Below are 12,903 nucleotides of genomic sequence, written 5' to 3' on the forward strand. Positions count from 1 at the left end.
ATGGGAGTCCCATGCGTAACCAATTCCTCTTCACCTCGGAATCCGTGTCCGAAGGCCATCCCGACAAGGTTGCAGACCAGATTTCCGACGCCATCGTCGATCTCTTCCTGTCCAAAGACCCCGAAGCCCGCATCGCCTGCGAAACGCTGACGACGACCCAACTCGTCGTGCTGGCCGGCGAAATCCGCTGCAAGGGCGTCTATGAAGATGGCGCATGGGCACCGGGCGCGAAAGAAGAAATCGAAGCCACCGTCCGCGCCACGGTCAAGCGCATCGGCTATGAGCAGGACGGCTTCCACTGGCAGACCTTCCGCTTTGAAAACAACCTCCACGGCCAGTCCGCCCACATCGCGCAGGGCGTGGATGAAAGCGGCAACAAGGATGAAGGCGCAGGCGATCAGGGCATCATGTTCGGCTATGCCTCGGATGAAACCCCCGACCTGATGCCCGCCACCCTCTATTACAGCCACAAGATCCTGGAACGGCTCGCCCATGATCGCCACAATAAGGTGGTCGATTTTCTGGAGCCGGACGCCAAGAGCCAGGTGACGCTCGAATATATCGACGAAAAGCCGGTGCGCGCCACCGCCCTCGTCGTCTCGACCCAGCACGCCGCGGGCATGGACAATGACGACAGCCGCGCCAAGCTGCGCACCTATGTCAAGGGTGTGATGGCCGATGTGCTGCCAGAAGGCTGGCTGCCCGGCGACGACGCCATTTACGTCAACCCGACCGGCCTGTTCGAAATTGGCGGCCCGGACGGCGACGCAGGCCTGACCGGTCGCAAGATCATCGTCGACACTTATGGCGGCGCATCGCCCCATGGCGGCGGCGCGTTCAGCGGCAAGGACCCGACCAAGGTTGACCGCTCGGCCGCCTACATCACCCGCTATCTCGCCAAGAATATCGTCGCCGCCGGCCTCGCCCGCCGCTGCACGATCCAGCTGAGCTACGCCATCGGCGTCGCCGAACCGCTCTCCCTCTATGTCGACCTCCACGGCACCGGCACCGTCGAAGCCGCAGCGATCGAAGCCGTCCTGCCAACGCTCGTGCGCCTGACGCCCAAGGGCATCCGCACCCATCTCGGCCTCAACAAACCCATCTACCAAAAAACCGCCGCCTACGGCCATTTCGGCCGCACCCCCGAAGGCGACTTCTTCCCCTGGGAAAAGACCGACCTGGTGGATGCGCTGAAAGCGGCACTGGCCTGATATCCCAATGATGCAGCAAAAAGGGCGCCGCGGCATGTGCTGCGGCACCCTACCGCCTGCGCATAGAGGACAAGTCATCCCATGCTTTGCAGAGCCTCATTATGTTATTGGTTCAACTTAAAGCCCCATTGCGGATTTGAATAATCGGGAGCGACATTGACTTAAAAGCGCGCTGACCTGAGAAGCCTCTGGTCGTTGATTAATCGCAACGAATGGTGGGGGCATTTATGAATACCGAAATTGATACTTTGCCGCGGTTTGGCGCGCGGATGAGCGCAAGTCTGGACGCCATCGAAAAGGCCTATCTGCGTATTTTGCGCATGATCATTCTTGTAATTGCTACGTTAATGATCGGCTATGCGAGTTGGCTCGCGTTGTCAGGCATATACCGCACGATGCAATCACCCACGTCTGTCATCGAAGAGACCGCAACGGTCAATGCTAGCGACATCACATCTGCCGACACATCACCACAGGCCGTTGGTTTGCCAGTTGAGCAGAGCGATCCCATTGATCCTCAGGTCCGCAAATTTTACACAGCATTCGTTAGCCGATACTATAATTTATTCAGACAAAAGTTTGAGCCATATCGTCAGTCTGATGACAAGCGCCTGTCAAAGGAGGAGTTCGATGACGCATTCTTGCAAACGGGTGCTCGACTCGATGCTATAAAGAAAGGTGACTTGGACTTTTCCAAAGATAAAAGCGACCTAGAATTGCTTTTCAAAGTCATGTCGGAGAACGCGAGTTTGCCTCCCACAGTAAACCGTTTGGTCAAATATAAATCCGCCAAACGCATTGAGGTAACACGCAAGGTTCAAAAAACCCGTTCTGAAACACGGCGGGGATGGGATTCATACAGTACGGCGTGTGCCAGTTGGTATGTCGAACCTATAGGCTGTGCGACGAGTCGCCTTGTCGATGTCCCTTACACGGAAACAGTGCGGTCAATGCAGTTTCCTCAGGGAACGGAGTCCCACTCTCAACTTTTTCGGACCTTTCAGGATCGTTTTTTCTCTTTGCTTTCTGAACGCCGAGAGAGTGCAGCGAAGGACGCACAATCCAAGCGAGACGACATAATTGCGGGGCAATATACTGGAAAGGCGTCTCTGCTACTCGCGCTACAAATCGCCGGTGGATTCCTGATGCTCATGTTCTTCTTCTTGTTGATCGCAATAGAAAGGCACCAGCGCCGTCTCTCGCAACTTGCTGCTACCGTGCGTAGTACACAGAGTGAACAACAGTAAGTTTCTCGTTTTTTAATGCGATTCCAGACCTAGACCGCAATTCGCCAGACAATCCAGATCTCGTTTCTGTTCAAGCTTCACGTATTCGGAGGGAGGGTGATCAACGCCCTCCCACCCCCTTGCCCCCACTCCCCACGCCCGCTATCCGCGCACCCCATGACAGCGCATAAATCCGGCGATCCAACCACACTCAACCGCCTCTATGGCCGCCAGTCAGGCCACAAGCTGCGACAGGGGCAGCAGGAACTGGTCGATACCCTCCTCCCCGCCATCTCCGTGCCGGAAGAGGGCGACGTCACCGCCGCCTCGCTCTTCGGTTACGACCGCCCGCTCCATTTCGAGATCGGCTTTGGCGGCGGCGAGCATCTCGCCTATCGCGCCGACATGCTGCCCGATCATGGCTTTATCGGCTGCGAACCCTTCCTCAACGGCGTCGTCACCGCGCTCGGCCATATCCGCGAAGGCGCGCTCGGCAATATCCGCCTCCATATGGGCAACGCGCTCGAAGTGCTAAGCCGCCTCCCCGACGGCAGCTTGAGCTTCGTCTACCTCCTCCACCCCGACCCCTGGCCCAAAGCGCGCCATGCCAAGCGCCGCATGATGAACCCAGGCCCGGTCGCGATGATCGCCCGCAAACTCAAGCCCGGCGGCGAATTTCGCTTCGGCACCGACCATCCCATCTATCTGCGCTGGGCGCTGATGGTGATGAACGGCCATCCCGATTTCGACTGGCTGGCCAGCGATCCCGCCGACTTCCTCACCCGCCCCGGCGGCTGGCCCCAGACCCGCTACGAAGCCAAGGCCCGGCAAAAAGGCCATGAAGTCTGGTACTTCCGCTACCGGCGTAAATAAGTCCTCCCCTTTATGGGGAGGTGGCTGGCCGCAGGCCAGACGGAGGGGTGTCACCCTCTCGATAGCGCGCCACCCCTCCGGCAAACGCGCCTACGCCCGATAACTTTACCAACGTCCGTTCGTTTCGAGCGAAGTCGGGAAACCGCCATTTGCAGGCCGTCAGGGCTGAATGTCGATTGGGCCTAAAACGCCTCCGCGCCCAGCGCCATAATCACCCCCTCACCCGCCGCGATGCTCGCCGCCAGCCCGCTCGCTTGCGGCAACACCCGCCGCGCATAATAGTCCGCCACCGCCAGCTTGCCGCTATGCAGCGCCGTATCACCCGCGCCAGCCGCCACCGCCATCCGCGTCCACATCCATCCCATCGCCACCAGCGCGAACAGCCGCAGATAATCGACCGCCGCCGCCCCGGTCGCGTCCACGCCCGCCCCGCGCAACGAAGCCGTCGCCTCGCGCAACAACGCCAGCGCCTCGCCGGTCCGCACCGCAATCACCCGGTCGCCCGCCGCCGCGACATCGGCCGCGATCCCGTCGAAAAAGCCCTCGACCACCGCGCCGCCCGCCATCGGCAGCTTGCGCCCGACCAGATCCATCGCCTGCACCCCATTGGTGCCTTCGTAAATCTGCGCGATCCGCGCATCGCGGACATATTGCTCCATCCCCCATTCGCGAATGTAGCCATGGCCGCCAAACACCTGCTGCGCCTGCACCGCGCTCTCGAAACCGAAATCGGTGAAAGCCGCCTTGATCACCGGCGTCAGCAGCGCGACCAGCGCATCGGCTTGTCCCCGTTCGCCCGCATCCTCATGGCCCTTCGCCCGGTCGAGTTGCAGCGCGGTCCATCCCGCCAGCGCCCGCCCGGCCTCCACGAAGGCGCGGACATTCAGCAGCATCCGCCGCACATCGGCATGGTCGATGATCGCCACCGGCCCGCGCGTCCCGTCCGCGCTGCGCCCCTGCACCCGGTCGCGCGCATAGGCCGCCGCCTGCTGATAGGCGCCGCCTGCAATGCCCAGCCCCTGAATGCCCACCATCAACCGCTCGGCATTCATCATCGTGAACATCGCCGCCAGCCCGCGATGCGCCTCCCCCACCAGCCAGCCGGTCGCGTCGTCATAATGCATCACGCAGGTCGGCTGCGCGTGAATCCCCATCTTCTTTTCCAGCGACCCCACCGACATGGCGTTGCGCACGGTAAAGCCGCCATCGGCATCGGGCAGATATTTGGGCACCAGAAACAGGCTGATCCCCTTCACGCCGGGCGGCGCGTCGGGTAACCGCGCCAGTACCAGATGAACGATATTGCCGCCAAAATCATGGTCGCCCGACGATATGAAAATCTTGGTCCCCGCCACCGCATAGCTGCCATCGCCATTGGGCGTCGCCCGCGTCTTGAGCAGCGCCAGATCGGTCCCCGCCCCACTTTCGGTCAGCGCCATCGCCCCGGTCCATTCCCCGCTCACCAGCGGTCCCAGATAGGCGGCTTTCAAATCCTCGCTGGCATGGGCGGCAATCGCCTCGCACGCCCCGCGCGACAGGCCGGGGAACAGGCCGAAGGACAGGTTGGTCGCCGACATCATCTCGTCAAACCAGAGTTGCAGGATGAAGGGCAGCCCCTGCCCGCCATGCGCCGGGTCCGCCGACAGCGATGTCCAGCCCGCATCGGCAAAATCGCGATAGGCCTGCGCGAAACCATCGGGCGTCTGCACCGCGCCATCGACCAGACGGCTGCCTTGCTCATCACCCTCACGGTTCAGCGGATGCAGCCGCTCGGCACAGAGCTTCCCCGCCTCCTCCAGCACCGCCAGCGCCAGATCGGCGTCCACCGCCTTGCCCAACTCCGCCATCGCCCGGTCGAAACCCAGCACCTCGTTCAGCAAAAAACGATAATCGTCGATCGGCGGGACATAGCTCTGCATGACGGTTCCTCTTCTGTCGTCAGCGCATTACACCAAACATATGTTACAGTCAATTTTCTGCCACCTATGCCTGTGTACGGCTCATCGTCGGTGGCTAATCCCTCGGCTTGTGCGACGACAACAAATATCGCCACACCCCGACCAGATTGATCCCCAGCATGGCGACATTCTGCCAGCCAATCCCCTCGCTGTCCTGCGCCAGAAATCCCCACGCGATCAGCGCGATCGAACTGGTGACGAACAGCACGAACGCCCATCCCGTCACCCGTCGCCCGATATTGAGCGACACCAGCAACGCCGCCAGCACCGCCACCCCCGCGCCATAATATTGCAGCCCTGTCAGCACAGCCTCATCCATCCCACCCCAACGCCGCATCACCGGCCAAGGTTGCAGCCACGCCCCGCCCCCTCTAGGCAGGCAGCATGATCGCCAGCATTGACCCGTTCCACGCCATCGCCATCAGCCGGCAAGCCCACCGCCTCGAAGCGGCAGGGCGCTCGATCCTCCACATGGAATTTGGCCAGCCCTCGACCGGCGCGCCCGCCGCCGCCATCGCGGTGGCGCATCATGTGCTGGACACCGACCCTATGGGCTATTGGGAAAGCCAGCCGCTGAAAGACCGGATCGCCCGCCACTATCGCGACGCCTACGACCTCAGCATCGACCCCGAACGCATCTTGCTCACCTGCGGCGCATCCCCCGGCCTCGTCCTCGCCCTCACCAGCCTGTTCGCGCCGGGCGCACGGGTCGCCACCGCCCGCCCCGGCTACGTCGCCTATCGCAACACATTGAAGGCGCTCTATCTCGAACCCCTCGAAATCGCCTGCGGCCCGGCGGAACGCTATCAGATCAGCGCCGACGCGCTGGCCGCGCTCGATCCCGCGCCTGACGGCCTGATCCTCGCCAGCCCCGCCAACCCGACCGGCACCATCATCCCGGCGAAAGAACTCGCCCGCATCGCCGCCACCTGCGCCGCGCGCGGCATCGCCATCATCTCGGACGAAATCTATCACGGCCTGTCCTTCGGCGACCCGGCCCGATCGATGCTGGAATTTGCCCCGGACGCGATCATCGTCAACAGCTTCTCCAAATATTTCAGCATGGCCGGCTGGCGTCTGGGCTGGATCGTCGTGCCGCCATCGCTGATCGACGCCGCCCGCGCCCGCATGGGCAATCTCTTCCTCACGCCCCCCGTCCTCGCCCAACAGGCCGGGCTACAGGCGTTCGAGGAACGTGCCGAACTGGACGGCCATGTCGCCACCTACCGCCGCAACCGGCAATTGCTGCTCGACGCCCTGCCAGCCCTGGGCCTCGCCAGCATCGCCCCGCCCGACGGCGCTTTCTACCTCTATGCCGACATCGGCCACCTGACCAACGACAGCCTCGCCTTCTGCCACCGCCTGCTCCAGGACACCGGCGTCGCCACCGCGCCGGGCATCGATTTCGATCCGGTCGAAGGCCACCATTTCATCCGCTTCAGCTTCGCCGTCTCCACCGACCGCGTAGAGGACGCCATCGCCCGGATGGTGCCATGGTTTCAGGCTCAAGGCGGGCGTTGACGCTCTGAAATCCTCCCCTGCAAGGGGAGGGGGACCGCTGGCGTAGCCAGTGGTGGAGGGGTGTCACCCCATCGTGAGGGCGACACCCCTCCGGCTGGCCTTCGGCCATCCACCTCGCCTTACAGGGGAGGATGCACATTGATCTGAACGCAATGACAGAAGCGGAGTCTGGCCAATCAAAAGTGGTGCGGGCGGTCGGAATCGAACCGACACTCCTTGCGGAACCGGATTTTGAGTCCGGCGCGTCTACCAGTTTCACCACGCCCGCACGGCCTGGGTGCCGCCAAATGACAAAATCCGGCTCCCCCGTCCAGCCGAAAATCAGTCCGCGCCACATTCATCGCTTATCACGCCCACAACGTCCGATTTTCGCTGCATCACAGCAGAGCCGTTGCAGCATGGCCGTCGGCGCTATAGCCTCCTTGCGCTATCATCCGCGTGCGCTATAAGGGCGTCATCGTGCAGATATAGATATGTTCAACGGAGAAGGACCATCCTTTGACCGAATCGTCTGCTACGTTCCTGTTATTCGGCGCCACCGGTGATCTTGCGCGGCGCATGATCTTCCCCTCGCTCTACAATCTCCTGTCGGACGGGCTGCTGCCCGACGACTTTCTGATCGTCGCCTCTGGCCGGTCGGACATGGACGATGATGCCTTCCGCGACGATGTCGACGCGGCGCTGCGTCAATTCCTGGCCGCCGACCGCTACGACCCGCAAGTCGCCGCCACCTTCCGCACCATGATCTGCTATCAGCCGGTCGAGGCAGGCAACGCCGTCCAGTTCGCAGCGCTCGCCGAACGGATCGACGGGCGGCTGGAGCGCGGCCTCTCGGTCTATCTCTCCACCCCGCCCTCCCTGTTCGCCCCCACCGCGCAGGGTCTGGCCGACGCGGGCCTCATCACCCCGCTCACCCGGATCGCGATGGAAAAGCCGATCGGCAAGGATCTCGCTTCCTCCAAACAGGTCAATGACGGCATCGGCGCGCTGTTCGCCGAGGATCAGATTTTCCGCGTCGATCATTATCTGGGCAAGGAAACCGTCCAGAACCTGCTGGCGCTGCGCTTCGGCAATCTGATGTTCGAACCATTGTGGAACGCCACCGGCATTGATCATGTCCAGATCACGGTGGGTGAAACCGTGGGGCTGGAAGGCCGCGTCTCCTATTATGACGGCGTCGGCGCGCTGCGCGACATGGTGCAGAACCATATGCTCCAGATCCTCTCGATCATCGCGATGGAACCGCCCGCCCGCATGGACCCCACGTCGGTGCGCGATGAAAAGGTGAAGGCACTTCGCTCGCTCCGCCCGATGACCGCCGAAACGGTCAAGACCCACAGCGTGCGCGGCCAATATACGCCGGGCGCTGTCGGCGGAAAAATCGTCACCGGCTATGCCGATGAACTGGGCCAGCCATCGACCACCGAAACCTTTGTCGCGATCAAGGCGCATATCGACAATTGGCGCTGGCAGGGCGTTCCCTTCTACCTGCGCACCGGCAAGCGGATGCCCGCGCGCCAGTCCGAAATCATGATCCAGTTCAAGCCGGTGCGACACAGCATCTTCGGTCGCGACGGCCATGGATCGGGCCTTGAATCCAACACGCTCATCATCCGCCTCCAGCCCGAAGAATATATCCGCCTGACCATCATGTCGAAACGGCCCGGCCTTGAACGGCAGGTGCATCTGGACGAAGTGACGCTCGACGTGTCGCTCACCGCCGCCTTTGCCGGGCAGCGTCGCCGCATCGCCTATGAACGGCTGATCCTCGACCTGCTGGCCGGTGACGCCACCCTGTTCGTCCGCCGTGACGAGGTGGAGGCACAATGGGCGTTTATCGACTCGATCATCGACGGGTGGAAGGAAGCCAATATGAAGCCTGCCCCCTATTCTTCCGGCAACTGGGGTCCATCCTCGGCCATTGCCCTTATCGAACGTGACGGAGCCAGCTGGCATGACTGACCTCAATCCCACCATCGCCAAGGTGACGGAGCGCATCGTCGCGCGCAGCGCCAAAAGCCGCCGCCACTATCTCGACCTCATCGAACGGGGCCGGGACGCAGGCACCAATCGTGATCAGCTGAGCTGCGGCAACCTCGCCCATGCCTTCGCCGCGAGTGGTGAGGACAAGCCGGTCATCCGCACCGGCGCGGCCATGAATATCGGCATCGTCACCGCCTATAATGACATGCTGTCCGCGCATCAGCCCTATGGCCGCTATCCCGAAGCGATCAAGCTCGCTGCCCGCGAAGTCGGCGCAACGGCACAGGTCGCGGGCGGCGTCCCCGCCATGTGCGACGGCGTGACCCAGGGGCAGGCGGGCATGGACCTCTCCCTCTTCAGCCGCGACACGATCGCGCTCTCCACCGCCATCTCCCTCTCCCACGCCATGTTCGAAGGCGTCGCGTTGCTGGGCATTTGCGACAAGATCGTGCCCGGCCTGCTGATGGGCGCGCTGCGCTTTGGCCATCTGCCGACCATCCTCATCCCCGCAGGCCCGATGCCGTCGGGCCTCGCCAACAAGGAAAAGGTCCGCATCCGCCAGCTTTATGCCGAAGGCAAGGTGGGCAAGGATGAACTGCTCGAATCCGAAAGCGCCAGCTATCATGGCGCTGGCACCTGCACCTTCTACGGCACCGCCAACTCCAACCAGATGATGATGGAAGTGATGGGCCTTCACATGCCCGCCGCCGCCTTCGTCAACCCCGGCACGAAGCTGCGCCAGGAACTGACCCGCGCCGCCACCCACCGCCTCGCCAGCATCGGCTGGGACGGCGATGACTACCGCCCGCTCGGCCATTGCGTCGATGAAAAGGCGATCGTCAACGCCATCATCGGCCTGATGGCCACCGGCGGATCGACCAATCACGCCATCCATCTGCCCGCCATCGCCCGCGCCGCCGGGATCAGCATCGACTGGACCGATTTCGCCGAAATCTCCGATGCCGTCCCGCTGCTCGCCCGCGTCTATCCCAATGGCTCCGGCGACGTGAACCATTTTCACGCCGCTGGCGGCATGAGCTATATCATCCGCGAGCTGCTCGACAGCGGCCTGCTCCACCGCGACATCATGACCGTCGCGCGCGGCGACCTCACCGATTATGGCAAGGAACCGGTGCTGGAAAATGACGCGCTGCAATGGCGCGATGTTCCCGCCTCACGCGACGACAATATGCTCCGCCCCGTCTCCAACCCGTTCAGCGCCGATGGCGGCATGAAGCTGCTGGCGGGCAATTTGGGCCGTTGCGTCATGAAGGTCAGCGCCGTCGACCCCGCGCTCTGGACTATCGAGGCGCCCGCCGCGGTATTCCACGATCAGGACGATGTCCTGCGCGCCTTCAAGGCGGGCGAACTGGAACGCGACGTCGTCGTCGTCGTCCGCTTCCAGGGACCAAAGGCCAACGGGATGCCCGAACTGCACAAGCTGACCCCCGCGCTCGGCGTGCTACAGGATCGCGGCTTCAAGGTCGCGCTGGTGACCGACGGCCGCATGTCCGGCGCATCCGGCAAAGTACCCGCCGCCATCCACCTGTCGCCCGAAGCGCTGGGCGGTGGCCCCATCGGCAAGCTGCGCGATGGCGATCTCGTCCGCGTCTGCGCCCAGAGCGGCACCATCGACGCGCTGGTCGATGCCGCCATCTGGGACGCCCGCGACATCCCTGCCGCCCCGCCCCCGCCCTATGATACAGGCCGCGAACTTTTCGCCCTGTTCCGCCATCATAGCGACCTGGCCGAACAGGGTGCCTCCCCCCTCCTCGCCGCCATGGAAGCCGAGCTTTAACCCCTCACCTCCGTCATCCCCGCGAAAGCGGGGACCCATCTCCCGATCTCGCGGTTTCAGCCGTTGGCGGAAACAACAACAACAAGAATATGTTTTGAGGCGCCTGACCATGACCCATATCATCGCCGCCGACATTGGCGGCACCAATGCCCGCTTCGCGCGCGCCTCGCTCGACGATCGCGGCGTGCCGACGCTCGGCACCGTGCGCAAATATAAGGTCGCCGACTATCCCAGCCTGCAAGCCTGCTGGACCGCTTTTGTCGAAGACGACGCCGCAAGCGGCGAAGGCGACCTGCCCGACGCCGTCTCGATCGCCTTCGCCACCGCCATCGGGCGCGAAGTCATCAAGCTGACCAACTCCAGCTGGGTCATCCGCGCCGATACGCTGGCCGACGATCTGGGCGTCCGCACCGTCAAGCTGGTCAATGATTTCGAGGCGGTCGCCCATGCCGTCTCGCGCCTGCCCGACGAAAATCTCCCCCTGCTGTTCGGCGAGGACCGCCCCTTCCCCCGCGACGGCGGCGTCACCATCCTTGGTCCCGGCACCGGGCTTGGCGTGGCGATGATCGCCTATGACAATGGCCATCCCCATGTCATCGCGACCGAAGGCGGCCATCTCGACTTCGCCCCGCTCGACCAGTTGGAGGAAAAGATCCTCGCCTATCTGCGCGACAAATTCCTGCGCGTCTCGACCGAGCGGATCGTGTCCGGGCCTGGCCTCAATTATATCTACAAGGCGATGGCGACCATCGGCCATGACCGGGTCATGCTGATGGAAGACCCCGAATTGTGGCAGGCCGCGCTCGACGGCAGCGATCCCTTCGCCCGCGCCGCGCTCGAACGCTTCTGCCTCTGCTACGGATCGGTCGCAGGCGATCTCGCGCTGGCCCATGGTCCCCATGCGGTGGTGCTGGCCGGTGGCTTGACCCAGCGGATGCGCGATTTCCTGCCGCACAGCGGTTTCCACACCCGTTTCAAGGCCAAGGGCCGGTTCGAAAGCCTGATGGCGTCCGTCCCGATCCGTATGGCCATCCATGACGAGATCGGCCTGTTCGGGGCCGCCGCCGCCTACAGGGAGCAAGAAGCATGAGCAAATTGACCGTCGAAAAAGTGATGGACCTCGCCCCGGTGATCCCGGTGCTGGTGGTCGACCGGGTCGAGGACGCCCTCACCATCGCCCGCGCCCTCGTCGCCGGTGGCCTGCCCGCGCTCGAAGTCACGCTGCGCACCCCCGCCGCGCTCGACGTGATCCGCGAAATGAGCCAGGTCGAAGGGGCGGTCGTCGGCGCAGGCACCGTCCTCAACCCCGAACAGCTCGACGCCGCGATGGAGGCAGGCGCCCGCTTCATCGTCAGCCCCGGCCTCACCAAGCCATTGGGCAAGGCCGCGATTGCCGCCAAAATCCCCTTCCTGCCCGGCACCGCCACGGCGGGCGACATCATGCGCGGCATGGACATGGGCCTTACCCATTTCAAATTCTTCCCCGCCGAAACATCGGGCGGCCTGCCAGCGCTCAAAGCCCTCGCCGCCCCGCTCCACACCGCCCGCTTCTGCCCCACCGGCGGCATTACGCTCAAAAGCGCCCCGGAATGGCTGGCCCAACCCTTCATCAAATGCGTCGGCGGCAGCTGGGTCGTGCCCAAGGGTCCGGTCGATGGCGCCAAGATCGAGGAACTCGCCCGCGCCGCCGCCGCCCTCCCGCGCGGATGAAAGTGGGCGGATAACGTAGGGCGGGGCCATTGCGCCCCGCCACATCGCGCCCTAGATGCAGGCTCATGATGACCCGTCGGCTGCTCCCCTATCTCGCCCTGCTCCTGTCCGGCTGCACCGGCGCGCAGCTGAGCTATCCCTCGCTCGCCAAGCGCCCGATCGAGAGCGCCCCGGTCGCCGAAGCCACCCCGCCCCCCGCCCCGGTCGCCGTCGACGCCAGGCTGGCCGAGCAGATCAGCCGCTTCACCGCCCAGTCGGAAAAGGGCCGCACCGGCTTTGACGCGGCCTACGCCACAGCCGAAAAAGCCGCCCGCGCCGCGTCGGGATCATCGGTATCCAGCGACGCCTGGGTTGCCGCCCAGGTCGCCATCAGCACGCTGGAAACCGCGCGCAACGACAGCGTCTCCGCCCTCGCCAGCCTCGACACCCTCTATGTCGATCGCACCAGCGCCATCGCCGACGGCAAGGAAAATGGCGGCCTCGACGCCCTCGACACCGCCCGCACCACTGCACTCGCCATCGTCGACAGCCAGAATGACCGCATCGACGCGCTCAAGGGGCAACTGGCGCAGCCTTAGGACGGATATAATCCCCCACCTCCGTGGGGGGGGGGGGGGGGGGGG

The 12,903-nt window shown here is 63.7% G+C and carries 11 protein-coding genes and 1 tRNA gene; 9 read left to right on the forward strand and 3 right to left on the reverse strand.

Annotated elements, in window-relative coordinates:
- Positions 1-11: 11 nt before the first annotated feature.
- The 3 genes from metK to trmB all read left to right on the forward strand — a co-directional run bounded on the left by metK (position 12) and on the right by trmB (position 3,310).
- Positions 12-1,211 (forward strand): methionine adenosyltransferase, encoded by a 1,200-nt coding sequence (gene metK, locus ACODSR_RS18360; protein ID WP_489078050.1) that lies wholly within the window; start codon positions 12-14, stop codon positions 1,209-1,211.
- 227 nt (positions 1,212-1,438) lie between these two features.
- Positions 1,439-2,458, forward strand: coding sequence for a hypothetical protein (locus ACODSR_RS18365; protein WP_489078051.1), 1,020 nt, complete (start codon positions 1,439-1,441; stop codon positions 2,456-2,458).
- A gap of 156 nt (positions 2,459-2,614) precedes the next feature.
- Positions 2,615-3,310: a tRNA (guanine(46)-N(7))-methyltransferase TrmB gene (gene trmB, locus ACODSR_RS18370; RefSeq protein ID WP_489078052.1), complete on the forward strand. Its 696-nt coding sequence runs from the start codon at positions 2,615-2,617 to the stop codon at positions 3,308-3,310.
- 182 nt (positions 3,311-3,492) lie between these two features.
- Here the strand turns inward: trmB and ACODSR_RS18375 are convergent, their stop codons facing one another.
- Positions 3,493-5,229, reverse strand: a complete 1,737-nt coding sequence (locus ACODSR_RS18375) for an acyl-CoA dehydrogenase C-terminal domain-containing protein (protein WP_489078053.1) — start codon at positions 5,227-5,229, stop codon at positions 3,493-3,495.
- 94 nt (positions 5,230-5,323) lie between these two features.
- Positions 5,324-5,587 carry a hypothetical protein gene (locus ACODSR_RS18380; RefSeq protein ID WP_489078054.1) on the reverse strand — a complete coding sequence of 88 codons (264 nt, stop codon included), beginning with the start codon at positions 5,585-5,587 and terminating at the stop codon, positions 5,324-5,326.
- Between the two features lie 65 nt (positions 5,588-5,652).
- On the opposite strand from ACODSR_RS18380, the gene ACODSR_RS18385 reads away from it, so the two are divergent.
- Positions 5,653-6,789, forward strand: coding sequence for a pyridoxal phosphate-dependent aminotransferase (locus tag ACODSR_RS18385; RefSeq protein ID WP_489078055.1), 1,137 nt, complete (start codon positions 5,653-5,655; stop codon positions 6,787-6,789).
- A 183-nt stretch (positions 6,790-6,972) separates the two neighbouring features.
- Here the strand turns inward: ACODSR_RS18385 and ACODSR_RS18390 are convergent.
- Positions 6,973-7,057: transfer RNA gene (locus ACODSR_RS18390), tRNA-Leu, on the reverse strand.
- Between the two features lie 230 nt (positions 7,058-7,287).
- On the opposite strand from ACODSR_RS18390, the gene zwf reads away from it, so the two are divergent.
- The 5 genes from zwf to ACODSR_RS18415 all read left to right on the forward strand — a co-directional run bounded on the left by zwf (position 7,288) and on the right by ACODSR_RS18415 (position 12,858).
- On the forward strand, positions 7,288-8,751 hold the full coding sequence (zwf, locus tag ACODSR_RS18395) for a glucose-6-phosphate dehydrogenase (protein WP_489078056.1): 1,464 nt from the start codon (positions 7,288-7,290) through the stop codon (positions 8,749-8,751).
- Positions 8,744-10,570 (forward strand): phosphogluconate dehydratase, encoded by a 1,827-nt coding sequence (gene edd, locus ACODSR_RS18400; protein WP_489078057.1) that lies wholly within the window; start codon positions 8,744-8,746, stop codon positions 10,568-10,570. The genes zwf and edd overlap by 8 nt, the downstream gene beginning before the upstream one ends.
- 109 nt (positions 10,571-10,679) lie before the next feature.
- The gene (gene glk / locus ACODSR_RS18405; RefSeq protein ID WP_489078058.1) at positions 10,680-11,660 is read left to right on the forward strand and encodes a glucokinase; all 981 of its coding nucleotides are present in this window, start codon (positions 10,680-10,682) and stop codon (positions 11,658-11,660) included.
- A complete protein-coding gene (eda, locus tag ACODSR_RS18410) occupies positions 11,657-12,280 on the forward strand; it encodes a bifunctional 4-hydroxy-2-oxoglutarate aldolase/2-dehydro-3-deoxy-phosphogluconate aldolase (RefSeq protein WP_489078059.1) in 624 nt (207 codons plus the stop codon). The genes glk and eda overlap by 4 nt, the downstream gene beginning before the upstream one ends.
- A gap of 65 nt (positions 12,281-12,345) precedes the next feature.
- Positions 12,346-12,858 (forward strand): hypothetical protein, encoded by a 513-nt coding sequence (locus ACODSR_RS18415; RefSeq protein WP_489078060.1) that lies wholly within the window; start codon positions 12,346-12,348, stop codon positions 12,856-12,858.
- Positions 12,859-12,903: the final 45 nt, after the last annotated feature.

Source organism: Sphingobium sp. FG125, assembly GCF_057809795.1.

Excerpts from the sequence above, each read along its gene's own strand:
- metK (WP_489078050.1), top strand. The coding sequence starts at position 12 with ATGCGTAACCAATTCCTCTTCACCTCGGAATCCGTGTCCGAAGGCCAT.
- ACODSR_RS18365 (WP_489078051.1), top strand. The coding sequence starts at position 1,439 with ATGAATACCGAAATTGATACTTTGCCGCGGTTTGGCGCGCGGATGAGC.
- trmB (WP_489078052.1), top strand. The coding sequence starts at position 2,615 with ATGACAGCGCATAAATCCGGCGATCCAACCACACTCAACCGCCTCTAT.
- ACODSR_RS18375 (WP_489078053.1), bottom strand. The coding sequence starts at position 5,229 with ATGCAGAGCTATGTCCCGCCGATCGACGATTATCGTTTTTTGCTGAAC.
- ACODSR_RS18380 (WP_489078054.1), bottom strand. The coding sequence starts at position 5,587 with ATGGATGAGGCTGTGCTGACAGGGCTGCAATATTATGGCGCGGGGGTG.
- ACODSR_RS18385 (WP_489078055.1), top strand. The coding sequence starts at position 5,653 with ATGATCGCCAGCATTGACCCGTTCCACGCCATCGCCATCAGCCGGCAA.
- edd (WP_489078057.1), top strand. The coding sequence starts at position 8,744 with ATGACTGACCTCAATCCCACCATCGCCAAGGTGACGGAGCGCATCGTC.
- glk (WP_489078058.1), top strand. The coding sequence starts at position 10,680 with ATGACCCATATCATCGCCGCCGACATTGGCGGCACCAATGCCCGCTTC.
- eda (WP_489078059.1), top strand. The coding sequence starts at position 11,657 with ATGAGCAAATTGACCGTCGAAAAAGTGATGGACCTCGCCCCGGTGATC.
- ACODSR_RS18415 (WP_489078060.1), top strand. The coding sequence starts at position 12,346 with ATGATGACCCGTCGGCTGCTCCCCTATCTCGCCCTGCTCCTGTCCGGC.